At 67.1% G+C, this 25472-nt stretch carries 25 protein-coding genes; 12 read left to right on the top strand and 13 right to left on the bottom strand.

The window, feature by feature from the left end:
- The 3 genes from glyA to OMW55_RS13595 are packed head-to-tail and all read right to left on the bottom strand — an operon-like array spanning window position 1 to window position 3544.
- Window positions 1–1308 (bottom strand): serine hydroxymethyltransferase, encoded by a 1308-nt coding sequence (gene glyA / locus OMW55_RS13585; protein WP_264883901.1) that lies wholly within the window; start codon window positions 1306–1308, stop codon window positions 1–3.
- Window positions 1308–1754, bottom strand: a complete 447-nt coding sequence (gene rpiB, locus OMW55_RS13590) for a ribose 5-phosphate isomerase B (protein WP_264883903.1) — start codon at window positions 1752–1754, stop codon at window positions 1308–1310. Before rpiB ends, glyA begins: the two co-directional genes overlap by 1 nt.
- Window positions 1755–1804: 50 nt before the next feature.
- The gene (locus OMW55_RS13595) at window positions 1805–3544 is read right to left on the bottom strand and encodes a hypothetical protein (RefSeq protein ID WP_264883904.1); all 1740 of its coding nucleotides are present in this window, start codon (window positions 3542–3544) and stop codon (window positions 1805–1807) included.
- A 175-nt stretch (window positions 3545–3719) separates the two neighbouring features.
- Here OMW55_RS13595 and OMW55_RS13600 point away from each other — a divergent pair, with 175 nt between their 5' ends.
- A complete protein-coding gene (locus tag OMW55_RS13600) occupies window positions 3720–5225 on the top strand; it encodes a DUF1570 domain-containing protein (protein ID WP_264883906.1) in 1506 nt (501 codons plus the stop codon).
- 38 nt (window positions 5226–5263) lie between these two features.
- On the opposite strand, the gene hemA is transcribed toward OMW55_RS13600, so the two are convergent.
- Together hemA and murI are read right to left on the bottom strand one after the other, a co-directional pair.
- Window positions 5264–6475, bottom strand: a complete 1212-nt coding sequence (gene hemA, locus OMW55_RS13605) for a 5-aminolevulinate synthase (protein WP_264883907.1) — start codon at window positions 6473–6475, stop codon at window positions 5264–5266.
- A 63-nt stretch (window positions 6476–6538) separates the two neighbouring features.
- Window positions 6539–7321 carry a glutamate racemase gene (gene murI / locus OMW55_RS13610; RefSeq protein ID WP_264883909.1) on the bottom strand — a complete coding sequence of 261 codons (783 nt, stop codon included), beginning with the start codon at window positions 7319–7321 and terminating at the stop codon, window positions 6539–6541.
- A gap of 71 nt (window positions 7322–7392) precedes the next feature.
- On the opposite strand from murI, the gene plsY reads away from it, so the two are divergent.
- The 4 genes from plsY (at window position 7393) to topA (ending at window position 12661) form a co-directional block, all read left to right on the top strand.
- Window positions 7393–7992 (top strand): glycerol-3-phosphate 1-O-acyltransferase PlsY, encoded by a 600-nt coding sequence (gene plsY / locus OMW55_RS13615; protein WP_264883911.1) that lies wholly within the window; start codon window positions 7393–7395, stop codon window positions 7990–7992.
- Window positions 7989–9074, top strand: coding sequence for a DNA-processing protein DprA (gene dprA / locus OMW55_RS13620; RefSeq protein WP_264883913.1), 1086 nt, complete (start codon window positions 7989–7991; stop codon window positions 9072–9074). The genes plsY and dprA overlap by 4 nt, the downstream gene beginning before the upstream one ends.
- A gap of 93 nt (window positions 9075–9167) precedes the next feature.
- Window positions 9168–10112 carry a phosphatase PAP2 family protein gene (locus OMW55_RS13625; protein ID WP_264883915.1) on the top strand — a complete coding sequence of 315 codons (945 nt, stop codon included), beginning with the start codon at window positions 9168–9170 and terminating at the stop codon, window positions 10110–10112.
- A 53-nt stretch (window positions 10113–10165) separates the two neighbouring features.
- Window positions 10166–12661, top strand: a complete 2496-nt coding sequence (gene topA, locus OMW55_RS13630; RefSeq protein WP_264883917.1) for a type I DNA topoisomerase — start codon at window positions 10166–10168, stop codon at window positions 12659–12661.
- On the opposite strand, the gene OMW55_RS13635 is transcribed toward topA, so the two are convergent.
- From OMW55_RS13635 to OMW55_RS13655, 5 genes are all read right to left on the bottom strand, one after another.
- On the bottom strand, window positions 12658–13401 hold the full coding sequence (locus OMW55_RS13635) for a HesA/MoeB/ThiF family protein (RefSeq protein WP_264883918.1): 744 nt from the start codon (window positions 13399–13401) through the stop codon (window positions 12658–12660). The two genes, topA and OMW55_RS13635, sit on opposite strands and share 4 nt — an antisense overlap.
- Window positions 13398–13835 (bottom strand): dUTP diphosphatase, encoded by a 438-nt coding sequence (gene dut / locus OMW55_RS13640; RefSeq protein ID WP_264883919.1) that lies wholly within the window; start codon window positions 13833–13835, stop codon window positions 13398–13400. Before dut ends, OMW55_RS13635 begins: the two co-directional genes overlap by 4 nt.
- Window positions 13832–15058 (bottom strand): bifunctional phosphopantothenoylcysteine decarboxylase/phosphopantothenate--cysteine ligase CoaBC, encoded by a 1227-nt coding sequence (gene coaBC, locus OMW55_RS13645; RefSeq protein ID WP_264883921.1) that lies wholly within the window; start codon window positions 15056–15058, stop codon window positions 13832–13834. Before coaBC ends, dut begins: the two co-directional genes overlap by 4 nt.
- Window positions 15059–15357: 299 nt before the next feature.
- Window positions 15358–15501: a hypothetical protein gene (locus OMW55_RS13650; RefSeq protein ID WP_264883923.1), complete on the bottom strand. Its 144-nt coding sequence runs from the start codon at window positions 15499–15501 to the stop codon at window positions 15358–15360.
- Complete coding sequence (locus OMW55_RS13655; protein ID WP_264883925.1) at window positions 15498–15659, bottom strand: hypothetical protein; 162 nt, start codon at window positions 15657–15659, stop codon at window positions 15498–15500. The genes OMW55_RS13650 and OMW55_RS13655 overlap by 4 nt, the downstream gene beginning before the upstream one ends.
- Window positions 15660–15782: 123 nt before the next feature.
- Here OMW55_RS13655 and yghU point away from each other — a divergent pair, with 123 nt between their 5' ends.
- Window positions 15783–16643 carry a glutathione-dependent disulfide-bond oxidoreductase gene (yghU, locus tag OMW55_RS13660; protein WP_264883927.1) on the top strand — a complete coding sequence of 287 codons (861 nt, stop codon included), beginning with the start codon at window positions 15783–15785 and terminating at the stop codon, window positions 16641–16643.
- Window positions 16644–16663: 20 nt separating this feature from the next.
- Here yghU and rpoH read toward each other — a convergent pair whose 3' ends face one another.
- Window positions 16664–17569 (bottom strand): RNA polymerase sigma factor RpoH, encoded by a 906-nt coding sequence (gene rpoH, locus OMW55_RS13665; RefSeq protein ID WP_264883928.1) that lies wholly within the window; start codon window positions 17567–17569, stop codon window positions 16664–16666.
- Between the two features lie 62 nt (window positions 17570–17631).
- Entirely contained in the window at window positions 17632–18585 is a 954-nt protein-coding gene (locus OMW55_RS13670) for an RluA family pseudouridine synthase (protein WP_264883930.1), read from the bottom strand.
- 77 nt (window positions 18586–18662) lie between these two features.
- On the opposite strand from OMW55_RS13670, the gene OMW55_RS13675 reads away from it, so the two are divergent.
- From OMW55_RS13675 to OMW55_RS13700, 6 genes are all read left to right on the top strand, one after another.
- Window positions 18663–19310, top strand: a complete 648-nt coding sequence (locus OMW55_RS13675) for a histidine phosphotransferase family protein (RefSeq protein ID WP_264883931.1) — start codon at window positions 18663–18665, stop codon at window positions 19308–19310.
- A gap of 121 nt (window positions 19311–19431) precedes the next feature.
- Window positions 19432–21774: a chemotaxis protein CheA gene (locus OMW55_RS13680; protein WP_264883933.1), complete on the top strand. Its 2343-nt coding sequence runs from the start codon at window positions 19432–19434 to the stop codon at window positions 21772–21774.
- Window positions 21771–22208 carry a chemotaxis protein CheW gene (locus OMW55_RS13685; RefSeq protein ID WP_264883935.1) on the top strand — a complete coding sequence of 146 codons (438 nt, stop codon included), beginning with the start codon at window positions 21771–21773 and terminating at the stop codon, window positions 22206–22208. Before OMW55_RS13680 ends, OMW55_RS13685 begins: the two co-directional genes overlap by 4 nt.
- Before the next feature lie 60 nt (window positions 22209–22268).
- The gene (locus OMW55_RS13690; RefSeq protein ID WP_264883937.1) at window positions 22269–22634 is read left to right on the top strand and encodes a response regulator; all 366 of its coding nucleotides are present in this window, start codon (window positions 22269–22271) and stop codon (window positions 22632–22634) included.
- A gap of 15 nt (window positions 22635–22649) precedes the next feature.
- On the top strand, window positions 22650–23726 hold the full coding sequence (cheB, locus tag OMW55_RS13695) for a chemotaxis-specific protein-glutamate methyltransferase CheB (RefSeq protein ID WP_264883938.1): 1077 nt from the start codon (window positions 22650–22652) through the stop codon (window positions 23724–23726).
- Window positions 23717–24562: a CheR family methyltransferase gene (locus tag OMW55_RS13700; protein ID WP_264883939.1), complete on the top strand. Its 846-nt coding sequence runs from the start codon at window positions 23717–23719 to the stop codon at window positions 24560–24562. The genes cheB and OMW55_RS13700 overlap by 10 nt, the downstream gene beginning before the upstream one ends.
- On the opposite strand, the gene OMW55_RS13705 is transcribed toward OMW55_RS13700, so the two are convergent.
- On the bottom strand, window positions 24559–25338 hold the full coding sequence (locus OMW55_RS13705; protein WP_264883940.1) for a dimethylarginine dimethylaminohydrolase family protein: 780 nt from the start codon (window positions 25336–25338) through the stop codon (window positions 24559–24561). The two genes, OMW55_RS13700 and OMW55_RS13705, sit on opposite strands and share 4 nt — an antisense overlap.
- Window positions 25339–25472 lie beyond the last annotated feature (134 nt).

Raw genomic sequence — 25472 nt, forward strand, 5'->3', positions numbered from 1 at the left:
TCAGCCCTGATAGATGGGGAAGCGGGCGCACAGGTCGCGAACGCGGCCGTTGACCTGCCGCTCGACCGGGCCGTTCCCGTCGAGGCCGTTAGCCTTGAGACCGTCCAGCACGTCCGCGACCATGTCGGCGATGTCGTGGAACTCCGGTTCGCCGAAGCCGCGGGTGGTGCCAGCAGGGGAGCCGACGCGGATGCCGCTGGTCTTCAGCGGCGGCAGCGGGTCGAACGGAATGCCGTTCTTGTTGCAGGTGATGCCCGACCGCTCCAGACTCTCGTCCGCGTCCTTGCCGGTGAGGCCGAGTGGGCGGAGGTCGACCAGCGCAAGGTGCGTGTCGGTGCCGCCGGCGACCAAATCGGCGCCGCGCTCCTTGAGGCGGCTGGCGAGCGCCTGAGCGTTGCGGATAACCGCCTGAGCATAGGTCTTGAAGTCGGGCTGGAGCGCTTCGCCGAAGGCGACCGCCTTGGCGGCGATGACATGCATCAGCGGGCCGCCCTGAAGGCCGGGAAAGACGGCCGAGTTGACCTTCTTGGCGATTGCTTCGTCGTCGGTCAGCACCATGCCGCCACGCGGCCCGCGCAGGGTCTTGTGGGTGGTGGTGGTCACCACGTGGGCATGGCCGAAGGGCGACGGGTGCTCGCCTGCGGCAACCAGGCCGGCGAAGTGGGCCATGTCGACCATCAGATAGGCGCCAACGCTGTCCGCGATCTCGCGGAACTTGGCGAAGTCGAGGTGACGCGGATAGGCCGAGCCGCCGGCAATGATCAGCTTGGGGCGGCTTTCCTGCGCAACCCGGGCGACCTCGTCGAAGTCGACCAGGTGATCCTCTTGGCGCACGCCATACTGGACGGCGTTGAACCACTTGCCTGATTGGGCCGGGGGAGCACCGTGGGTCAGGTGGCCGCCGGCGGCCAGGCTCATGCCCATGATTGTGTCGCCGGGCTGCAGCAGCGCCAGGAACACGGCGCCGTTGGCCTGCGCGCCCGAGTGCGGCTGGACGTTGGCAAAGCCGCAGCCGAACAGCTGCTTGGCGCGGTCGATCGCGAGTTGCTCGACGGCGTCGGACGGGACGCAGCCCTGATAGTAGCGGCGGCCGGGATAGCCCTCGGCATACTTATTGGTGAGGACGGAGCCTTGCGCCTCAAGGACGGCGCGCGAGACGATGTTCTCCGACGCGATCAGCTCGATTTGCGTCTGCTCGCGCGTCAGCTCGGCGCCGATCGCGTCGGCGACCGCGCGGTCGGCCTCGGCCAACGGGCGAGTAAAGAAGCCCTGCGGCTGGACGTCGTTCAGATTGGCGGCAGTGGCCATCAGTCGGATCCTTGAAGTGCGGGAGAAAGGAGGTCGACGCGACGCTGGTGGCGGCCGCCGGCGAAATCGCTGGAGAGAAAAGCGGTCACGCAGGCTCGCGCCAGGTCGGGTCCGGTCAGTCGAGCGCCCAGAGCAAGAACATTGGCGTCATTATGCTCGCGGGCCAGCGCGGCCGATAGTGGCTCGCTGACCAGAGCGCAGCGGCAGGCCGCGTGGCGATTGATCGCAATAGAAATGCCGATGCCGGACCCGCACACCGCGACCCCGCGCTCCGCGTCGCCCTCGGCGATCGCGTCAGCCAGGCGGGCGCCGAACGCCGGATAATCGACGCTCTCCGGTCCGTTCGTGCCGAGGTCCAACACCTCGTGTCCGCTCTCGCGCAGCCAAGCCGCGAGCTCGTCCTTCAGAACGTACCCGGCATGATCGGCGGCAAGGGCGATGCGCATGGCGCTGCCCTAGGGCAAGCAGCAAGGATTCGCCAGTGCCGAGCAACGCTTCAGGCGGGCCTGGGCGTGCCGCCTTCAAGCTGCGCCAGCCGCGCCGCCATGGCCTCTAATTGCTGCTGCAGCACGGACTCGCGCGAGTGCCGGCTGCGGGCGACCCGCAGGGCATCGGCGAGGTTCGGCACCAGCTCTCGCACGGCCTTTAGCTCCTGCGTATTGTAGCGGTTGCCGTCCGAGCGGCGGCCGAGCAGCAGCCGCCCGACCGGGCCTTCCTCGTCCTCCAGCAGCAAGCGATCATGCACTCGGCGGTCGGTCGGTGAATGCATGCCGCGCGCCGCAACCATCACCGGTCCGCTTGGCAGGTCGAGCACAATCCCCGCAACGAGCGGATGCATTGCCTCGTCGACGATGCCCAGCGCCCGTGTGGCCACCTCCTCCGGCGTTTCGGTCAGACCCCAATTCTTCAGGCGCTCGGCGGCGCTGCGGACCCGATCAAGCGGGCCGCCGAACTTGCGGCGGGTCCAGCCGAGCACTGCGGATTGGGTGGGGGCAAACACGCCCGCGGCGATCATCGCGCTGATAGCCGTCGCGCCTGCCTCGCTTTCCCGGCCCATGACTTCCGATACGACCAGCTTCACCAGGTCCGCGCTGGCGGCCCAGACTACGCCAACGATCAGAGTGACCACGGCATAAGCGGCCGAGCGGGTGATCACCGTGTCCGCTTCCCACAGCCGGAACTGGGTAAGTGCGATCAGCAGTCCGAACGGGATTGCCGCCATACCGAGCGAAAAGAACACCAAGGTCGCAAGATTGAACAGCGGATTCCTGAGCGCGGGGTCGTCTGGGATGGCAGCAGCCATCAGGAAGGCGACGAGCAGCAGGACGAACCCGGCGGCGAAGCCGAACGCCGCCCACTTGATCTGCTGTCGCTCGATGCCAGGAGTAAGCCGGCGGTAACGGGTCACCTGGCCGCCGAGCATCGCCAGCAGGGCGACCAGGGCGACGACCACCTGCACGGTTTCGTTCACATCTGGCAGGCTGGCGAAGATCACTAGGGGCACCGCCGCGTAAATCATCCAGCGCATGGCGCGCGGAACGAAGATGCCGTCCGGGAACAGCGCAAGGGCGACCAGCAGAAGGTAGAACCAAGTGCTGGCGAGCACGTCCTCGGCCCAGCCCACGCCGGTCCAAAGCCAGAGCTGCACCGGTGGGTCGATCGACGCCGCCATCAGCGCGAAGACCAGCGCGAACAACATGGCGACAGGGTCTTCCGGTCGGCGAAGCGCCAGCAACGAACTGCACAGCAGCAGCACGGCGCAGGCGAGCAGCGCGAAGCCGAGCCGGGTCGCCACCCGCAGGTCGCGGGCGTGCGCGTCCGCCGGGGACAGTTTCGCAGGGTGGCGGAGGCGGACGGACCGGAACTGTCGGCCTTCGGGTGATTGAAGCAGAAGCGAGATGGTCGGGCCAGGCGCCTGCGCCAGCCGATGGGCCACGTCGGCGATCAGGTCGCCCCGCTCGACCGTCCGGCCGTTGATTGCCAAGATGCGGTATTGCCGGCTGCTGCCACTGCCGTTGGCTGTCGCCTGGCTGACCAGCACGGATGCATCGTCCTGAACCTGCGCGCTTAGCCCGAACGCCGCGAAGGTGGGCGAGTAGGAGTAGGTCGCGCGCAGCGAATGGGCGGTCGCCAGCACGACGACCACCAGCGCAAAGCCGAACAGCAGTGCCCAGACGAGCCGCAGCAACCGGGCGTAGCGCTCCGGAATGGCCCGAAGACGTGCAGGCGGTCGCAAGGCGGTAGTCAAACTGTGCACTCGGGCCCCCGACTGAGTCGCGCAGACAGGAATAGCAGGAAGTTAACCGCAGGGCATTTCCCTGTTTTTGCCGGTCCTGCGCGGCTTGCATTGCGCCCTAGCCCCGTTACGCTTGCCGCCGCTCGGTCAACCTGCTGACGATGTTGGGGGAAAGATGGTTCGGTGGAAGAAGTGGGGCCTGCTTGCCGGCGCTCTGTGCGGCGCTCAGCCGGCCAGTGCCGAGTGGGTCGAGGCGAGCAGCGATCACTTCCTTGTCTACGGCGACCTGAAGCCAGCCGAAGCGTCTGAGTTCGCCGAACAACTCGAGCGGGTCGACAAGCTGCTACGGGCCGTGACCAACACACCCGACAGCGCCGCGGAACGCGCCAACAAGGTAACAGTCTACTTTGTGTCCGACCTGGGCACCGTCGAGCGGCTGGCCGGCCGGGATGACGTTGCCGGATTCTACAAGCCAGGGGCGCAGGGCGCCCTCGCGGTTACGCCCCGGAGTATGGGTACGGTCTCCGAATACATGCGGCCACAGCAGGTCCTGTTCCACGAATACTTCCACGCGATTCTGCTTGGTGGAGCAAAGGTCGCTTATCCATTGTGGGTCAGCGAAGGGCTGGCCGAGTTCTTCGGAACCGTCGAGCCCCGCCCGGATGGCAGCCTTCTTCTTGGCGGCTTGCCGCAAAGCCGCGGCTTTGCCCTTGCCGAGCAAAATCAGATGAGCGCGGAGGAACTGCTCACGGCCGACAAACGCCGGCTTGGCGGCACGGACCAGGATCATCTTTATGCGCGCGGCTGGGCGATGGTGCACATGCTGATGCTCAACAAGGCACGCGCTGGCCAGCTGGACACGTACATGCGTCTGATCGGTGATGGAGCGCCGAGCCTGGACGCCGGCAAGCGGGCGTTCGGTGACTTAGGTAAGCTCGATAGTGACCTCCGGGTACACCTGCGCTCGCGCAAGTTCCCGAGCATCGCGGTGCCAGCGGCAAAGGTCAGTGGCGGCAAGGCGACCGTCCGTACGCTGTCTGCCTGCCAGGCAAAGATCATGCCCGTGCGGGTGCGCTCTGCGGTCGGCGTGAATGAGCAGACCGCTGCGAAGGTGGCTCAGCAGGCGCGCACGGCCGCGGCCGGATGCGAGAACGATGGCTTCGTCCAGCGCGCACTCGCCGAGACTGAGTATGACGCCAAGAACAATGCGGCGGCCGCAGCCGCTGCAGAGCGCGCACTCGCACTTGATCCGAACAACATGATGGCACTGGTCTATCGCGGGCGGGTTTACGCCCGGGCTGGCGACTGGGCGAACGCGCGCAAGTTCTTCGTCCGTGCGAACCGCGTAAACCCGGACTACGCTCTGCCGCTGGTGCTCTACCACGATAGCTTCACTGCGGCGGGCCAGACCCCGAGCAAGGCGGCTCAGGACGGCTTGCTCCGCGCGCTGGTGCTGGTTCCGCAGGATGAGGCAGTCAGGACCCGGGTTATCGTTGCCGCCATCCGCCAAGGTGACATGGCAACTGCGCGCAGTGCACTAGTGACGCTCGCCGCCGCGCCGCACGCCAAGCCAGACGCGCCCGCTGCCAAGATCCTCGGGATGATCGACCAGAACCAGGACAAGGCGACGATCCTGGCGGCGATCGACAAGACCAACTGGAAGGATGCCATTGCGTTCTGAATGGAGAGGGCTCGTTTCCACGAGCCCTTCCGAACGGCTCAGGCCGCGGCCTTCAGCTCCAGCCTGTCCCAGATCTCGACCAGTGCACCGACCAGCTCGTCCTGCTTGTCCTCGCTGTGCCACGGACCTGGCGTGAAACGCAGGCGCTCGGTCCCGCGTGGGACCGTGGGGTAGTTGATCGGTTGAACGTAAAGGCCGTACTCGGCGAGCAGCACATCACTGATCCGCTTGGCCTTGACCGGGCAGCCGACCAGCAGCGGGACGATGTGGGTGACGCTTTCCATCACCGGCAGGCCCGCGTCGGCGAACTTGCGCTTGAGCATGGCGGCGGCATCCTGCTGGGCGTCGCGCTCCATGGCCGAGGCCTTGAGGTGGCGGACGCTGGCTAGGGCGCCAGCGACGAGGACCGGCGACAGTGACGTGGTGAAGATGAAGCCGGGCGCATAGCTGCGGATGCAATCGACGATGTTGCGGTCGGCGGCGATGTAGCCGCCCATCACGCCAAAGGCCTTGCCAAGCGTGCCCTCGATGATGGTGACCCGGTCGGCGACCGCGTCGCGCTCCGAGATGCCGCCACCATGCTCCCCGTACATGCCCACCGCATGGACCTCGTCGAGGTAGGTGAGGGCGCCGTAGCGGTCGGCAAGGTCACAGATGGCGGCGATCGGAGCGACGTCGCCGTCCATCGAGTAGACGCTTTCAAAGGCGATCAGCTTGGGCGTGCCAGGCTCTTCGCCCTCGAGCAGTTCCTCAAGGTGCGCCAGGTCGTTGTGGCGGAAGACGCGCTTTTCGCAACCCGAGTTCTTGATCCCGGCTATCATGGAGGCGTGATTGAGCTCGTCCGAGAAGATCACGCAGCCGGGCAGCAGCTTGCCGAGAGTCGACAAGGCCGCCTCATTCGAGACATAGCCGCTGGTGAACAGCAGCGCCGCTTCCTTGCCATGAAGCGAGGCGAGCTCCGCCTCCAGCTCGACATGGTAATGAGTGTTGCCGCCAATGTTGCGGGTGCCGCCCGAGCCGGCGCCCACATCGTGCAGCGCTTCCTCCATGGCGGTCAGCACGGCCGGATGCTGGCCCATGCCAAGGTAGTCGTTGGAGCACCAAACGGTGATCGGCTTGGGGCCGTTGCCCCCAAAGCACTGCGCGTCCGGGTACTTGCCGCGGGTGCGCAGGATGTCGATGAACACCCGATAGCGGCCCTCGTCGTGCAACCGATCGATCGCGGCCTGGAAGATATGCTTGTAATCCAAGTGCCTGTGCCTCGCCTACCCGCTGGGCCCATTACCCGTATAGCGCGGCTTTTGCCAGACGGGTCAGAGCCGCTCGATCCGGGAAAGTCCGTAATCCCCCAGCGCCGCCTGCAGCGGCAGCGATGGAGGATTGCCGGTGAAGACTGCGATACCGCCGGATGGCTGAACCGGCCATGGCTGGCGGGAGGTAAGATGGGCGATACGGCGGGCTATTCCGGCGGCGCCATCCACTTGGGCGGCATGGGGGAGGGCCGCGCGCAGCTCTTCGCCGAGCAGTGGGAAGTGGGTGCAGGCGAGCACGACCATGTCCATGTCCCGCCGCTCGGCAAGAGGCTGGACGGCGGCGGAGATTGCGGCGGGATCGATCCGCTCGCCAGCGATCTTGGCCTCGCCCAGCCGCACCAGTTCGGCTGAGCCGTGCCGCAGTACCTCACAGTCGGCCGCGAAGCGGGCGGAAAGGTCGTCGACGTACGGCTGGCGCACCGTGGCTTCGGTGCCGAGGACGCCGATAACCCGGGTACGGCTTTGCTCGGCCGCCGGCTTGATCGCGGGCACGGTGCCAACCACCGGCAGGTCCAGCGCGGCGCGGACGTGGGCAAGCGCGATGGTGGAGGCCGTGTTGCAGGCGATCACGACAAGGCGTGGATGGTAGCGCTCGACCAGCCGGCCGAGCAGGGCTGGAACCCGCGCCGCAAGCTCCGCTTCCGGCTTCGTGCCGTACGGGAATCCGGCACTGTCGGCAGCATAGACGATTGACGCCGTCGGCAGCTGGCGACGGGCATCTGCGAGGACAGATAGGCCCCCCACACCGGAATCGAAAAACAAAATTGGGGCATCGGCCGTCATGACGCAGCAATGGCTGCGCGGTCGCCATCCGGCAAGATTGCGAAGGACGCGTGGTCTGCTACCAACCCGCAATGCCTGCCTACCTGCAGCCAGGATTGCTGGCCTTCGCCCTTGGCTACCTGCTTGGCGCCATTCCGTTCGGCCTGGTACTGACGCGGCTGGCGGGCAAGGGCGACATCAGGGCCGTCGGTTCCGGTAACATCGGCGCCACCAACGTCCTCCGCACCGGGTCGAAGGGGCTGGCTGCGGCGACCCTGCTGCTCGATGCGCTGAAGGGCGCGGCGGCGGTGTGGATCGCCGCCAGCCTGTGGCCGGACGGCGGCCGGTTCGCGGCGGCCGGCGCGCTGATCGGTCATCTCTATCCCGTGTGGCTGCGCTTTCGTGGTGGCAAGGGCGTCGCGACCCTGCTTGGAGTGCTGCTGCCCTTGCTGCCGGTCGCGGCCGCCATCTACGCCGCGATTTGGATCGCCATGCTGCTGGTTATCCGAGTCAGCTCGGTTGCAGGGATGGCCGCGGCGGTGAGCGCGCCGGTGATCGCGGCGGTCACCGGTCGCTCGGAGCTGGTGCCGATGCTGGCCGTGTTCGCAGTGCTGGTCATCTGGAAGCACAAGGAGAATCTAGCCCGGCTGCGCGCGGGAACGGAGCCGCGGGTCGGACGGACCGCACGTTGAGCGAGGACCTGCTCGCCCGCCTCCGGCTAATCCGCACGCCGAGCATCGGGCCGATTACCTACCGCCAGCTGATCGGCCGCTTCGGCAGCGCCGCGGCGGCGCTGGCCGCCGTTCCCGACCTTGCGGCACGAGGCGGCGGGCGGGCTCCCATCGTCTTCACGGAGGCGGCTGCCCTTCGAGAGGTAGAGCGGGTGGAGCAGCTAGGCGCCCGCTATGTCCTTGCAGGCCAAGGGCTCTACCCGCGCGCCCTTGCCGAGGTGGATGGCGCACCCCCCATTCTGATTGCGCGCGGGGATCTTAGCCTGCTCGATCGCTCGCTGGTAGCCATCGTTGGCGCCCGGAATGCCAGTGCCGCCGCGTGCCGCTTCGCCCGCACGCTGGCGCACGACCTTGCCCGCGAGGACGTGGTAGTGGTCTCAGGCCTCGCTCGAGGGATCGACGCCGCGGCCCATGTCGGCGCGCTCGATGGCGGGACCATCGGGGTGATTGCAGGTGGGATTGACGTCTTCTACCCGCCCGAAAACGAGGAGCTACAGCGCGAAATGGGCGAGCGTGGGCTAGTGCTGGCGGAAATGCCGCCGGGCACCGAGCCGCGCGCCCGTCACTTTCCCCACCGCAACCGCATCATCGCTGGCCTCAGCGCCGGAACGGTGGTGGTCGAGGCCGCGCCGCGTTCCGGCTCGCTGATCACCGCCCGCCTGGCCGCCGAGATGGGGCGGGAGGTGATGGCGGTACCAGGCAGTCCGCTCGATCCCCGAGCGCAGGGCTGCAACGGCCTGATCCGCGATGGCGCAACCTTGGTACAGAATGCCGCGGAGGTGCTGGAGGCAGTGCGGCCAGGCATAAGCCGCGTGCGCGCACCCGCCCAGCCGTTCACCGCAGCCGTGCCAGTGTCCGAACCGGAGCCCGATGAGCGGGCGCGGGTCGAGGAGCTGCTCGGGCCATCGCCTGCGCCGGTGGACGACGTGGTGCGAATGTCGGGCCTGGCCAGCGGCGCGGTGCAGCTGATCCTGCTCGAACTCGATCTAGCCGGTCGGCTGGACCGCCACGCGGGCGGCAAGGTCAGCCTGCGGACGGCATGATCGACGTGCCCGAACGCGGCGGGGGAACTCTGCCTTAACTCCCTCCGTGCGACAGCAGTCATGATGACAAGCACTGTGCAAGGCGCCGATCGGGTGGATGACGCGGTGCGCTTCTACCGCCGAGCGACCCGCACCCTTGCGCTCGTCAGCCTTGGCTTAGCGCTCACGATGATTGCCACCTCCGACGTCCGCCTCCAAATAAGCGCCGGCTCCTCGATGCTCGCCACGACGGTTCTGGCCATGGTGATCGGGGTGGTGCCGTTGCCGATCGGCGACCGCATGAAGGACGCCGGTGCGGCACTCGGGGACATCTGGTTGGGTGGTCTGGCATGCGGCTTCATCAGCCTGCTGGGTCTACGATGGCACCTGCCGCTCGCCGATGCTGCCTTGCTGCAGGCCGATCGTTCCATCGGCTTAGATAGTGCAAGTTACGCAGAGTGGATCGGTCATCGGCCGAGCGGCTTCCAGATGGGAATAACCGGTGCGTACAACCTCACAACACCGATCCTGTTTGTCAGCATGGCGGCTGCCGCATTGCTTGGTCGACGGGTGGTGCTGTGGCGCGCCGCTTGCAGCTTCATGGGCTCATTGCTGACCGTCTGCGTGATCTCGGTCATGACGCCGGCAAAGGGTATCGGCGTCTGGGTGAGTTCGGAGACGCTCGCCCTGCTCCCTCCGGGTGCAATGACGTATTTCTGGCCAAGTTTCGAGCAGTTCTACAGGGCAGCAACGCCGGTCCTGTCGTTCGATGCCATCGACGGCGTGGTCTCCTTTCCGTCGTTCCACGTGATCATGGGGCTGATCGGCGTTGGGTTGTGGCGCGATCGGCCAGTGACGTTTGCGCTGGCGTCCGGATGGTTTGGCCTGATGTTGATGGCCACCATTCCACTCGGCGGACACTATGCGGTCGACCTGCTCGGCGGCGCTCTGATCTGGGCGGGCTGGCACCTTGGGCTGCCTAGACTGTTGCGCTTGGACCTGAGTTCGCCCGCCTGGCGGAGCGGACGAACAGTGGAGGGAGCGGTTTTGGCCGCTTGACGGACCCGGGCGACACTCCCCACCCTCGTACGCATGCGTAAGGGACAGAACTCGTGAAGCTGGTCGTCGTCGAATCGCCGGCTAAGGCAAAGACCATCGAAAAGTATCTTGGGCCGGGCCACCGGGTGCTGGCCTCCTACGGACACGTGCGCGATCTGCCGCGGAAGGACGGGTCGGTAGATCCGGAACAAGGTTTCGCGATGGAGTGGGACACCTATCCGGACAAAGCCAAGCAGCTCAAAGCCATCGCAGACGAGGCCAAGAAGGCGGACACGCTGATCCTGGCGACCGACCCTGACCGCGAGGGCGAGGCGATCAGCTGGCACGTGCAGGAGGTCCTGCGGAAGAAGAAAGCGCTTCCCGCCGACGTCGAGCGGGTGACGTTCAACGCGATCACCAAGTCGGCCGTGACCGAGGCCATGGGACGGCCACGGCAACTCGATACCGACCTCATCGACGCCTACAAGGCGCGGCGGGCGCTGGATTATCTAGTCGGCTTCACCCTGTCGCCGATCCTGTGGCGCAAGCTGCCCGGTGCGAAGAGCGCAGGCCGCGTTCAGTCGGTCGCACTGCGGCTGATCGTCGATCGCGAGCGAGAGATCGAGCTGTTCAGGGCGCAGGAATATTGGACGGTTTCGGCCCAATTCGAGCAGGACGGTCAGAAGTTTACCGCCCGGCTGGTCGGGCTCGATGGAAAGAAGATCGACCGGCTCAGCATTGGCGACAAGGGCAGCGCCGATGCGGCGCGAGCGGCGGTCGAAGGCGGGCGTTTCACCGTTGCCTCGGTCGAGACCAAGCCGCAGGCCAAAAACCCGCCGCCGCCGTTCACCACCTCGACCCTGCAGCAGGAGGCCGCGCGTAAGCTCGGCTTTTCCGCCAGCCACACCATGCGGGTGGCACAGCAGCTCTACGAGGACGGGCTGATCACCTACATGCGGACGGACGGCGTGCAGATGGCCGACGAGGCGATCTCCGCTGCCCGCAAGGCCGTCGCGAACCGGTATGACGCCGGCTACTTGCCCGACAAGCCGCGCCATTATGCGACCAAAGCCAAGAACGCGCAGGAAGCGCACGAGGCGATCCGCCCGACTGACTTCTCGCGCGCCAAGGCGGCCAGCGGCGACCATGGTCGGCTGCACGAACTGGTCTACAATCGGGCGCTCGCCAGCCAGATGGCCTCGGCACGGCTGGAGCGGACCACGGTCGAGCTGGTCGATGGCGCAGGCCGAGCGACGCTGCGGGCGACCGGTCAGGTGGTGCTCTTCCCAGGTTTCATGGCGCTGTACGATGAAGGTCGCGACGATCCGCAGGACGAGGAAAGCGCGCGGATGCCGCACCTTAGCCGGGGTGACTCGCCGGCCAAGCTGGGCGTCGATGCGGTGCAGAGCTTCACCCAGCCCCCGCCGCGCTATTCGGAGGCGAGCCTGGTCAAGCGGCTGGAGGAGCTTGGGATCGGGCGGCCGTCGACCTATGCAGCTACCCTGCAGACGCTCAAGGACCGCGAGTACGTGGTGCTGGAGAAGAACCGCTTCCTACCCCAGGAGAGTGGACGGCTCGTAACGGCGTTTCTCGAGCGCTTCTTCGAACGCTACGTCAGCTACGACTACACCGCCGAGCTCGAGGACGAGCTGGACGACGTGTCGGGCGGGCGGCTCGACTATCTCAAGCTGCTCGAGGCCTTCTGGCGGGACTTCAAGCCCAAGGCGGGCGAGGTCATGGAGCAGAAGCCGTCCGACGTGACGCTGGCACTGGACGAGTTCCTGAGCCCGTGGCTGTTCCCAGACAAGGGTGATGACAGCGATCCGCGGCTGTGCCCGGCATGCGGTAACGGGCGGCTGGCGCTGCGCGGCGGCAAGTTTGGCGCTTTCGTCGCCTGCTCCAACTATCCGGAGTGCAAATTCACGCGTAAGCTGGGTGAGTCCGGCGCCGAGGGCGCGTCCGACGGACCGCAGGAACTAGGCGAAGGTATCGTCCTCAAGAGCGGGCGGTTCGGGCCGTATGTCGAGCAGGGGGACAAGCGGGCGTCGGTGCCGAAGGACGTGCCGCTGGCGGACCTCGACCTCGACATGGCGAAGCGGCTGCTGAGCCTGCCGCGGGAGATCGGGGCGCATCCGGAGACGGGCGAGCTGATCGTGGCGTCGATCGGGCGCTACGGGCCATACCTGCAGCACCAGGGGAAGTATGCGCGGCTGGCGAGCACGGCGGAGGTGTTCGAGACCGGCATGAACGCGGCGGTGGCCAAGCTTGCCGATGCGGCGAACGGGGCGGGCAAGGGCCGCGGGGCAGCGCGCGAGCCGCTGGCGGTGCTTGGCGCGCATCCGGAGACTGCCAAGGAGCTGAAGGTGTTGGAGGGCCGGTTCGGACCCTACGTGACCGACGGTACGACCCACGCGACCTTGCCGAAGAGCGCCGATCCGAAGGCGGTCACGCTGGACGAGGCGGTTCGCCTGATCGACGAGAAGGCGGCCAAGGCGCCGGCCAAGGGTAAGGGTCGCAAGAAGGCGCCCGCCAAAAAGGCTCCAGCCAAGAAGGCGGCGAAGAAGGCCTAGGTGCCGCAGGCCCGGCACGCCGGATCGGCGGGCAGGCGCATGATGCGCCACTCGCCGGTCAGTCCGTCGAACAGGTGGAGCTTGCCGGCGGGGTCGTCGCCGACCTGGGCCAGCGCGCGGATGGCGAGCAGGGCGGCGGCGTTGCCGACGGTACCGGTAAGGGCGCCGAGCACGCCGAGCTCGGCACAGGTATCGCAGTCGTCGCTGTCAAAGGCGTCGCCCACGAAGCAGCGGTAGCACGGTGCCCCGCGGAACAGGCCGAGCTGGCCCTGGAACTGGACGGCGGCGGCGCTGACCAGCGGAATGCCGAGGCGGACGGCCGTGTCGCTGACGACAAGGCGGGTCGCGAAATTGTCGGTGCCGTCGAGGATCAGGTCGTGCCCGGTGAGCAGGTCGGATGCGTTGTCACCGGTGATGCGATGCTCAACGGGATTTACGTCGGTGAACGGGTTGAGGCGGCGCACGAACTGCCCGGCGAGCGCGGCCTTGGGCTCGCCCACCTCGCGAGAGCGGTAGAGCGGCTGGCGGTGGAGATTGCTGAGATCGAGAATGTCGCCATCGATCACCGTCAGGTGGCCGAGGCCCGCGCCGGCTAACGCAGGGATCACCGCGCAGCCGATGCCGCCTGCGCCGACCACGCAGACGGACGCCGCCTTCAGCCGCTGCTGCCCGACGCCGCCGAACTGCGGCAGCACGATTTGGCGGCTGTAACGGGCGAGTTCCTCGTCCTTGAGGCTCATTGGCCTGTGGAGCCGAACCCGCCGGCGCCGCGGTCGGTCTGGTCGAGGTCGGCGACCTCTTCCCAAGCGGCTTGGGTCACGGCAGCGGGCACGATCTGCGCGATGCGCTCGCCGCGGCGAATGGGGAAGGGCTGGGCGCCAAAGTTGATCATGATGATCTTGAGTTCCCCGCGATAGTCGCTGTCGATGGTACCGGGGGTATTGGGCACGGAGATGCCGTGCTTGAGCGCGAGGCCGGAGCGCGGGCGGACCTGGATCTCGTATCCGTCCGGAATGGCGACCTTGAAGCCGGTGGCCACCGCGTGGCGCTCGCCGGGGTGAAGGTCGAGGTCCTCGGCCGCGACCACGTCCATGCCGGCGGCGCCGGGCGTCGCATAGGCGGGCAGGGGCAGGCCTTGCCCATGGGGCAGGCGGGCAATCTGGATGCGGATCATTGCTTGTTGAGTTCCTCCGCGATGCGGGCGACCAGCCGGCGTGCGACCTCGTCCTTGGGCGCGCTGTCCCAGGCTTCGTCGCCAACGGCGGTGAGCAGGTGAACCTGGTTATGGCTGCCGCCCATCACGTCACCGGACACGTCGTTGGCGACAATCCAGTCGGCGCCTTTGCGGGCGCGCTTGGCAGCGGCGTTGTCGAGCAGGTCATCGGTCTCCGCCGCAAAGCCGACCAGCAGACGCGGGCGCAGTGGGTGCTGAGCAAGCGTGGCAAGGATGTCGGGGTTGGGCAGCAGCTCGAGCGCGGGCGGGCCGCCGTTCTTCTTGAGCTTCGTAGCCGAGGAGCGGACCTTCCAGTCGGCGACCGCGGCGACCATGATTGCGGCGTCGCACGGCAGGGCGCTCTCGACCGCGGTGAGCATCTCATCCGCGCTTTCAACGTCGATACGGGCGACTCCGCCGGGCGTGGGCAGATGGACCGGACCGGCGACCAGAGTCACCCGGGCGCCGGCCTGGGCCGCGGCGGCAGCGATGGCGAAGCCCTGGCGGCCGGAGGAACGGTTGGCGATCACCCGGACGGGGTCGATCGGTTCGTGAGTTGGGCCGGCGGTGATGAGGATGTGGGTGCCAGCGAGTGACGGACGCTGGTTCTGGCGCACGTCGACTTCGGCTGCTCTTCCGCTCGGCACGAGTGTGGGGGAACTGAGAGGCATTTGAGCAAGGATGTCGGCCGGTTCGGGCAGGCGGCCCGGCCCATACTCGCCGCACGCCATCTCGCCCTCGGTCGGTTCGAGCACGGTGGTGCCGCGGGCGCGCAGGGTGGCGACGTTGGCCTGGGTGGCGGGATGGAGCCACATGCGGACGTTCATGGCCGGGGCGGCGACCACCGGCTTGTCGGTGGCGAGCAGCAGGGTGGTGGCGAGGTCGTCGGCGATACCGGCCGCCATCTTCGCCAGCAGGTCGGCGGTGGCGGGGCAGACGAGGACGATGTCGGCGGCGCGGGACAGCTGGATGTGGCCCATCTCCGTCTCGTCCTTGAGGTCCCACAGCGACGTGTAGACCGGGCTTTCGGCCAGCGCGGCAAGGGTCATAGGGGTGACGAAATGCGCGCCGGCTGCGGTCAGGACGGGGGTGACGCTATGACCACGACGACGAGCCAGGCGGATCAGCTCGGCCGCCTTGAATGCCGCAATGCCGCCCCCGACGATGAGCAGGACTCGGGCCATCAGGCGAGCTTGCCCGAGCGTGGAAGGCGACAAAGGCGATACCTAGAACCCAACAGGATCTCTTCGCCCAAGGAGTACTGACGCAGGCGAGCGGCAAAGGCCGGAACGGCGGCGAACGCGGGCATGCCGATGCAGTGGCATGCCAGTTCCTACTTTGGAAGAGCGGCGTTCGGGGCGGCGGCTATCCGTGCAGTTCATTCACGCCAGCCCGCGAACGCGGGATCCCGCCTTTGCCGATGGAACGGCAGAAGCGGGGTCCCTGCTTTCCGGCGATGACGACGGAAAGGTTGCGGGGCGCTTTACTTGTGCCCGCCGTGGCCGGCGTTCTGCTTCGATCCAGTGCGGCTGTTGCTTTCGCCCTTGTCGTGCGCCTTCTTGTTGCCGCCGACCTCGTCGTCTCGGCCGGTCGAATTGAAGTCGCCCTTCTTCTTGTGGTCGGTCACTTGCGGCCTCCGCGGGTGTCTGATGGTGCCTTGGGCTGTTCGGCGAACTCACGGTCGCGCAGGGCCGTCTGGGCCGGGCCCTTGCCGCCCTCATGATCCCTGAGGGTGGGATCGTGGTTGTTGTTCTTGGCCTTGCCGTCGCCGCTGTTGGTACGCATCGGGCTTCTCCTCTCGCCGGATCAACGCGCGAGGCGGCGGAGGGAGGCTCAATCCGCCGCGCTGGAAAGTCGGACGGCGGCTGCCTACCTGCTCGGTTACGCTCCGCCAGAGCAGGAGGGCATATGGCCGACACCGAATACACGCCGCCGAGGGTCTGGACCTGGGAAGGGGAGAATGGCGGACGTTTCGCCAGCATCAACCGACCCATCGCCGGACCGACCCACGACAAGGAACTGCCGGTCGGCGAGCATCCGCTGCAGCTCTATTCGCTGGGTACGCCGAACGGGCAGAAGGTCACGATCCTGCTGGAGGAGCTGCTGGCGCGGGGTCATGCCGAGGCGGAGTATGACGCCTGGCTGATCAACATCATGGAAGGCGACCAGTTCGGGTCCGGCTTCGTTAGCGTCAATCCGAACAGCAAAATTCCGGCGCTGGTGGATCGGTCCGGCGCCGAGCCGGTGCGCGTGTTCGAAAGCGGTGCGATCCTGATCTACCTAGCCGAGAAGTTCGGCGCGTTCCTGCCTTCCTCCGGGCCGCAGCGGGCGCGGGTGCTGTCGTGGCTGATGTGGCAAATGGGCTCCGCGCCGTTCCTGGGCGGCGGGTTCGGGCACTTCTTCGCCTACGCGCCGGTGAAGATCGAATATGCGATTAACCGCTATGCGATGGAGGCCAAGCGGCAGTTCGACGTGCTGAACAGGCAGCTGGCGACGAGCGAGTATGTCGCGGGGCCTGAGTACAGCATCGCCGACATGGCAATCTGGACCTGGTACGGCGGCGTGGCGTTGGACCGCACCTACGAAGGCGCGGCGGAGTTCCTCAGTGTGCACGAGTATGAGCATGTGATGCGCTGGGCGCGACAGCTCGACGCGCGCGACGGCGTGCGGCGGGGGCGGATCGTCAATCTGACGCGGGGCGACCTGCAGGTCCGCGAGCGGCACTTGGCCGCGGACATCGACGCGGTGCTGAACCCCGCGACCGTGTGAGGTCGCGGGGGCTCAGGTGATCAGGCGGCGGGCAGCAGGCGCTGCTCGCCGGCGATCCGGAGCAGCGAACCCTGCAGCTTCTCGAACGCGCGGACCTCGATCTGGCGGATGCGCTCGCGGCTGACGCCGTAAACCTGGCTCAACTCTTCCAGGGTCTTGGGATCGTCGGCCAGCCGGCGCTCAGCCAGGATGTGGCGCTCGCGGTCGTTCAGCGACTCCATCGCCCTGCCGAGCAGCTCATGCCGGACGTGCTTCTCCTCGTCCTCGGCGATCAGTTCGTCCTGGAGCGGACCGTTGTCGACCAAAAAGTCCTGCCACTGGCCTTCGCCATCCTCGTTGCCCTTCAGGGGAGCATTGAGGCTGGTGTCACCGCCCATCGACATGCGACGGTTCATCGACACGACCTCGTCCTCGGTCACGCCGAGATCCGTGGCGATCTTGAGGACGTCCTCGGGCTTGAGGTCGCCTTCCTCGAACGCGTCGATCTGGTTCTTCATGCGCCGCAGGTTGAAGAACAGCTTCTTCTGCGCGGCCGTGGTGCCGATCTTCACCAGGCTCCACGAGCGCAAGATGAATTCCTGGATGGACGCTCGGATCCACCACATGGCGTAGGTCGCCAGGCGGAAGCCCCGGTCGGGCTCGAACTTCTTGACGCCCTGCATGAGGCCGATGTTGCCTTCGGAGATCAGCTCGCTGACCGGCAGGCCGTAGCCGCGGTAGCCCATGGCGATCTTGGCCACGAGCCGCAGGTGCGAGTTGACCAGCTTGGCCGCCGCGTCCGTATCCTCATGCTCGCGCCAGCGCTTGGCGAGCATATATTCCTCCTCGGGAGCGAGGATGGGAAATTTCTTGATCTCCGACAGATAGCGGTTGAGGCCAGCCTCACCGCCGGTTGCGGGGATCGATAGTGCCTTCGCCTGTGCCATGAGTGAGTGCGTTCCTCTGGGGGCCGGGCGGTCCCGAACTGACCTGCCTAGCGAGTGTTTTCCTATACACCAAGGGCCGTGAACAGTTCCTGCATATCGGGTGGTACCTCCGACTGAAACGACAGCCTGTGCTTCGTTATAGGGTGGGTGAAGCCCAGGACGGCGGCGTGCAGCGCCTGACGATGAAAGCTCAATGACTTAAGCAGTTCCTGCAGGCGCTTGCCATATCGGCCATAGACCGGGTCCCCTAGCAGGGGATGGCCGATGGAAGCCATATGAACCCGGACCTGGTGGGTGCGGCCGGTCTCCAGGCGGCACTCGACCAGGGCCGCGTCGCGCCACTGCTTCAGGCGAGTCCAGTGGGTAACCGCGCGCTTGCCGCGGCCGTCGGCGACGATCGCGATCTTCTTGCGATCGCTGGACGAACGGGCGAGCGGGGCGTCAACAGTGCCTTCCGGGCTCTTTGGGATGCCCGAGACCGCGGCGAGGTAGCGGCGGTCGATGCTGTGCGCCGCGAACTGGCGGGCGAGGCCTTCGTGCGCCGGGTCGGACTTGGCCACGACGAGCAGGCCGGAGGTGTCCTTATCGATGCGGTGAACGATGCCGGGGCGAGCGACCCCGCCGATCCCGCTCAGCTGCCCCGCGCAGTGGTGGAGCAACGCGTTGACCAGCGTACCGTGCAAGTTGCCCGCGGCCGGGTGAACGACGAGGCCCGCAGGCTTGTCGATGACCAGCAGGTGTTCATCCTCGAACACGACCCGCAGCGGTATGTCCTGCGCTCTGTTGTGAGCCGGGGCGGCCTCGGGCACTGCGAGGCGGAACTGCTCGTCGCCGACAACCTTGGCGGAAGGGTCACGGAGGGCTTGGCCCGCCCAATAGAGTGCGCCGCCCTTGACCAGTGCCTTGAGCCGTTCGCGCGATAGGCTGGGCAAGGCGTCGGCCAGTGCGCGGTCGAGCCGCCAGCCGGCGTGCTGTGGGCCCAAGGCCACGTCGATGATCTGGGACCCCCCGGTCATGAACCAACTAATTTGGTGACGGGTCCGTACGGTTCAAGGTCTTGCGCGGGTTGGCGGCATCGGCCACCACCTGCCCCATGAACGCGATCGACCTCGCCAGCCTGCTCTGCTCCCGCTTGTGCCATGACCTGTTGAGCCCGGTCGGCGCGCTCAACAACGGCATCGAGCTGCTGGCCGACGAGCAGGACCCGGAGATGCGGGTCAAGTGTCTGGAGCTGCTGGCGGAGAGCGCGCGGGCGAGCGCCAACAAGCTCAAGTTCTTTCGGCTGGCGTTCGGCGCGGGCGGCGGCTTCGGGGCGGAGATCGACACGCGCGAGGCGCAGGCGGCGATCGAAGGCCTGTACGGGCCGGAGCGGAAGGTGGAGGTCGGCTGGATGGTGCCGGAGGGCCGGCTGCCCAAGGATGCGGTCAAGCTGTTGCTCAACCTTGCCATGCTGGCAGGGGACGCCCTGGTGCGCGGCGGGCGGCTGGACGTGGGCGCCGAGCGTGGGCAGCGGGGCATCGAACTGGTGATCCGGGCGGAAGGGCCGCGGCTGCTGCTCGACCCGGTGCTGCGCGAGACGCTGGTGCGCGGCTCGGCCGGTGGGACGGTCGAGGCCCGGGCGGCGGCGGCGTGGCTGGCGCACGGCCTGGCGAACGGTGCGGGCGGTTCGATCCAGCTGTCGCCGGAGGACGGTCAACTGCTGCTGATCGGCGCGGACCTGCCGACGCAGGCCCCTCGATAACTCGGGACAGACCTCTCGCTGATCTCGGGACAGGCCCGACGACAAACTCGGGACAGGGCTAACTGCCCTTTAACTTCTGCGGTCCTAGACCCTGCGGCCGAACAGCGCTGCGTGGGGCCGAATGGACGATCTGATTGCCGACTTCGTCGCCGAGTGCCGGGAAATGCTGGAAAGCTTGGGCGGCGAGATCGTGGCTTGGGAAGCCGCACCAGAGGATCGCGCGCGGCTGGATAGCATTTTCCGCTTCGTCCACACGGTGAAGGGCAATTGCGGCTTCTTCGACTTTCCGCGGCTGGAAACGCTCAGCCATGCTGCCGAGGATGCGCTGGCCGATGTTCGGGCCGGCCGTCGGCAGGCCGACCCGCAGCTCGTTAGCGCCGTCCTGGCGATCATCGACCGGATCGGCGAAATGATCGAGGTGATCGGCGCGGGCGAGAAGCTGCCGGATGGTGACGATCATGACCTGATCGCAGCGCTTCAGCCTGGCGCGGAAGGCCCGGCGGTCGCCGCTCCGGCTGCACTCGTTGGAGAGCGCACCGCGGCTTCGGCGGCGCCGCGCACGATCCGGCTGTCGGTCGAGTTGCTCGACCGTGTGATGAGCGGGGTCAGCGACATGGTGCTGGCCCGCAACGAGCTAGCCCGTCGGCTGCGCGACAGCGAGGTGGAAGTGACCGTCGACAGCGCTTTCGAGCGCTTGTCGGGCATCATCGCAGAAATGCGGGACGCGATCACCCGCACCCGCATGCAGCGGATCGAGAACCTGTTCGTCGGCCTGCCACGCATGGTGCGGGACCTGTCGGCCGAGTTGGGCAAGCAGGTGATGGTCGACATCGAGGGCGGCGACGTCGAGCTCGACCGCGAGATGATCGAGATGATCCGCGATCCCTTGACCCACATCGTCAGGAACGCGGTTGACCACGGAATCGAGAAGCCAGCGGACCGGCTCAAGGCCAGCAAGCGCGAGATCGGCCTCCTCACTGTGTCCGCGCGCCAGTCCGGCAACCAGATCCTGATCGACATCTGTGACGACGGACGCGGGATCGATGGTCAGCGGCTGGTCGACAAAGCGGTCGCCGCGGGGATCATCGACAAGGACGCGGCAGCGCGCCTCAGCAAGGCCGAGCAGTTCGCCTTGATGTTCGAAGCGGGCCTGAGCACCGCGGCGCAGGTAACCAGCATCTCCGGGCGCGGCGTCGGCATGGACGTGGTGCGCTCCAATATTGAGCGGATCGGCGGCATCGTTGAAGTCGACAGCAAGCCCGGCGCTGGCAGCCGGATGACCTTGCGCGTGCCCCTGACGCTGACCATCATCCCGGCGCTGACCGTCTCCATCGGCAACCAGCACTTTGCCATTCCACGCTCGGCCATCGAGGAGATCGTCCGCGCCAATGGCGAGAGCGTGACGCTGAGCCAAGTCGGCGGAGCGGGCGTTGCGACGATTCGCGGCCGGCGGGTGCCGGAAGTGGCGCTGGCTGACATCCTCGGCTTGCCGAGCAGCCTGGGCGACGCCGAGCGGACGCTGATCGTGCTGAAGCCCGCCGGCGGCGACGTGTTCGCGCTGGCGGTGGACAAGGTCCACGACCATGAGGAACTGGTGGTGAAGCCGGCGGCTCCGGCGGTGATGGCGACCGGGCTCTATGCGGGTACTACCCTCGCTGACGATGGTTCGCCCATTCTCCTGTTCGACGCCGGGGGCCTGGCTCGCGTTGGCGGAGTGAAGCTGGAGAACCATGAGCGGGGCAGCCGGATTGTCGATGCCAACGCCGCCACCGGTCAGCACGCGGCCACGCCTGTGCTCCTGTTCCGCACGCTGGAAGGCCAGCGCCGAGCAGTACGATTGGGCTTGGTCGACCGGATCGAGGAAGTGCCCGCGTCGGCGCTCCATTGGGGCGCCGGCCAGCTCCGTGTGCAGCTGGGCGAGGCGATCCTGCCGCTGGCGGGGCTCGACCGGGTGCCTGACGACGGTGGCAAGGTTCGCCTGTTCCGCTTGAGCGACGGCCATGCGGAAGTTGGCCTGGCGTTCGCCGAGGTGATCGACATGGCCGAGCTGGACGAAACCGTGCTGCCGGCGGCGACGGCGGGGGAAGTCGAGGGCGTGACCTTGATCGGCGGCGAACCCGCCGAGCTGGTTGACGTCCATTGGCTGTTCGCCCGATTGGGCGGGGGCGCGGCGACGCAAGATCGAACAATGGTCTGCCGCCTGCCGAGCGATGATCCGTGGATGCAGCACATGCTGCGACCCATCGTCGAGGCGGCGGGCTACCGGGTGGTTAGCGGCGAGAGCGAGGAGGAAGCGGACCTGGTCATCGCCGCCAAGGGGCAGCCGCTGCCGGCCAACGATGAGGGCGCTCGGACCATCTGGCTGCGGGCCGAGCCGGACGCGCGCAAGAACGACAAGAGCATCTATCGGTATGACCGGGCCGGGCTGATGATGGCGCTGACCGCCGCGGGAGGAACCAAGTGAACGAGCTGCTGCTGGTCGTCACCATCGCCGGGCAGCGTGTCGCCTTACCAGCTGCATCGGTGGAAAGCGTTGTCGAACTTGACGCGCTGATCCCGGTGCCCCGTGCCGCGCCGCATGTCGCCGGCCTGTCTGCCTTGCGCAGCCGGGTGCTGACCGTGATTGACTGCCGCCGAGCGCTGGCACTCGGCAGCAGCGACGTCGGCTCCGGCCTGTGCGAGGCGGCCGTCGTAGAGATCGAAGGTCATCATTATGCGCTCATCGTAGACAGCGTGGAGGACGTGGTTGAGGCGATCGCCGACCCAGTTCCGGTGCGTGCTGCCATGGGGCCCGGCTGGGAGCATGTCAGCGTTGGCCTGGTGGAAACCGAAGAAGGCGCGCTGCTGCTGATCGACGTTGGTGCGCTGGTCGAAGGCGTCGAAGCGAAAGCGGCTTAACGCCTCCGTTACCTATCCCCCTTACCCAGATCCGGACACCGGACAGGAACGAGCCTGAACATGAAAACCTGCCTCATCGTCGACGACTCGAAGGTCATCCGCAAGGTCGCCCGCCATATTCTCGAGACGCTGGAGTTCAGCGTGGAGGAGGCCGGCGACGGCAAGGAGGCGCTGGAGCATTGCGAGCAGCGCATGCCTGACGTGGTGCTGCTCGACTGGAACATGCCAGTCATGAGCGGCATGGAGTTCCTGAAGCTCCTGCGCCAGAGGGGCCATTCGGATCAGCCCAAGGTAGTGTTCTGCACGACCGAGAACGACATGGCGCACATCCGCGCCGCGCTGGAAGCCGGCGCTGACGAATATGTCATGAAGCCGTTTGACCGCGACACGCTGCATATCAAGCTCCAGCTCGTCGGCGTCGCGTAAGAAAGGGCTCCCTCGATGAGCCGCGCGCTCGCCAGCAGCAGGAGCGGTGACGAGCGCCAGCCGATCCGGCTGATGATCGTCGACGATTCCACCGTCGCGCGTGCCGTCCTGTCCCGCATGGTCGAGGGCGACGGCGGGTTCGAGGTGGCGGCGTTGGCGAGCACGGCCGAGGGCGCCATTGACGCCCTGGCTACCGTCAGCGTGGACGTGATCCTGCTCGACCTGGAGATGCCGGGCGCGGGCGGGCTTAAGATGCTGCCGCGCATCCTGGACGCGGCACGAGGCGCGCGGGTGATCATCGTCTCCTCCTTGGCCGAGGAAGGCGCGCAGGTGACCGTGTCGGCCCTCGCGCTGGGCGCTGCCGACACCATGCCGAAGCCGGGCATCGGCCGGTTCAACGGCAAGTTCAGTGAAGTCCTGCTGGGCAAGCTGAAGGCGCTCGGTTCGGCCGACCAGGCCCAGGTCGCGCGCCATCGCGGAGCGGCCTTGCGGGCGATGGGGACGGAGCCGATGCAGTGCCTTGCGGTGGGCGCCTCGACCGGCGGCATCCATGCGCTGCAGCAGATGTTTTCGGCTCTGCCGGCCGAGCTTGCAGTACCGATACTCGTCACTCAGCACCTGCCCGCGGCCTTCATGACGGTCTTCGCTCGTCAGCTTGGCACCGCAGCCCGACGCCGGGCCATGGTGGCCGAGGACGGTATGCCGCTGCTGCGTGATATCATTCTGGTCGCGCCAGGCGATGCCCACCTGACGGTCGAAAATCGTGGCGGTAAGGCGGTGGTTCGGCTGGACCGTCGCAGCGCTGCCAGCGGTTGCCTGCCCAGCGTGGATCCGATGCTTACGTCCGTCGCCGACTTTTATGGCGGGACCGGCCTCGGCGTGATCCTATCCGGCATGGGCCGGGATGGCCTGTTGGGCGCCGGCCGGCTCGTCAAGGCGGGAGGTTCCATCCTGGCCCAAGACGAGGCGACCTGCGCCGTGTGGGGTATGCCCAAGGCCGTTACCGATGCCGGGCTGGCCAGCGCCGTCCTTCCGCCCACTCAGATCGCCCGCCGTGTTGCGTCCCGGGCGGGAGAACAATCATGGAAATAAGCGACAGCTCCAGCCGCATCCTTGCCGGCCTGCTGGAGGCGCGGACCGGTCAACAGCTCACGCTCAACCGTCGGTGGCGGCTCGAAACCGCGCTGTCCGCCCTGCTGCGTGAGCGAGGCATCGCGAGCATCGATGAACTGATCACCATCCTGGTCATGGGCAAGGAGCCCAATCTGGCCGGCCGGGTCGTGGAGGCGCTGTTGAACAACGAAACCTATTTCTTCCGTGACCGGGCGCCGTTCGACCTGCTGGCCCGCGCCGCGTTGCCCAAGCTGCAGGAGCGACGGGCCTCATCCCGGCGGCTCAAGATCTGGTCAGCCGGCTGCTCCACGGGCCAAGAGGTCTATAGCCTGGCGATGATGTTCGCCGAGGAGCCGGTGAAATGGGCCGGCTGGACGATCGATATCCTCGGCACGGATGTGTCGGAGGCGGTGGTCGAGCGCGCGCGAACCGGCGTCTACACCCAGTTCGAGGTGCAGCGCGGCCTCGGAATTGCCCAGATGATCAAGTGGTTCGAGGAGACGCCGGACGGCTGGCGTGCGGTGGAGGCGCTGCGCAAATCAGTGCGGTTCCAGGTGCACAACCTGCTGGAGATGCCACCACATCCCGGCGAGTTCGACATCGTGCTATGCCGCAACGTCCTGCTCTACTTGAACCAGGCCACGCGCGAGAAGGCATTCGACCGGCTGGCCGCCGCCATGGCGCCGGACGGCTGGTTCATGCTTGGCGCAGGCGAGACGGTAATCGGGCAAACCCGCAAGCTGGTCGCCGACAAGGATGCGCGCGGGCTGTACGTGCTGGCGTCGAGCGATCAGGCCGATCGCCGGGTGGCCTAGAGCTCCTCGGCGATCAGGCTCATGCAAGTGAGCCCGGCTTCGGCCTTTTCCAACTCGCTGATATCCACTTCGTCCACATCGAACCCTAGCGCGCGCAGGCGCTCGGCGGTGTGCGGATAGGCCGACGGGTAGATCAGCCGCTCGCCGACCCGTAGCGCGTTGGCGCCAAACGCCTCGTTCGGGTGCGTCGGCAGTAAGAACACGTCGTCGAATACGCCGGGGTCGATCCAATCAGGGTTGATCAGCACGACGTCGCGGCCCGCAGAGTCGCGCCCGGCGTGGGTGGCGCCCGTTTTGAGGTGGAGACAGCGGTCGTGCGGCACCTCGATCACCTCATGCCCCAGTCGGCCGGCTATATTTGCTAGTGCGACGATGCCGGCACAATCCGTGCGGGTAGACTGGCCGACGTAGAGTTTGTCACCGATTCGCAGCACGTCGCCCCCGTCTAGCCGGCCGCGGCGCAGGCGGTGAACTGTGAAGCGGTCGGACAGCGCGTCGGCAGTGTTGTCAGCTTCCGGGCGGCGAGAGGGTGCTCCAGGCCGGGTAATCACCGCATGCTCGCCGAGAATGATGGCGGTGTCCTCGACGAACACGCCGTCCGGGTGCTGGTCGAGGGCGGGCAGCCGCACGACTTTCAGGCCGGCATCCGCGATCGCCTGCTCATAGGCCTGGTGCTGGCGGGCGGCGCGGGCGGGCTCGATTGGCGCGCGGCCAAGGTGGGTCAGCTCGCAGTTCGAGAAGTTTGGGCTGACCGCCCGGGTGAATGCCACCCCCATGTCCGTATTCCTTTGCAACGTTCTTGTTTGCGAAGGGAATGCGGGGAGCGGGGAGGGGTTCCCGCAGCGCAGCAAAAAGGGCGCCCCTGATTAGGGACGCCCTTTTTCCGTTGGGTCGGCGAGGCGCGCCGGCC

It is taken from the genome of Sphingomonas arvum, assembly GCF_026013565.1.
Classification (GTDB): domain Bacteria; phylum Pseudomonadota; class Alphaproteobacteria; order Sphingomonadales; family Sphingomonadaceae; genus Sphingomicrobium; species Sphingomicrobium arvum.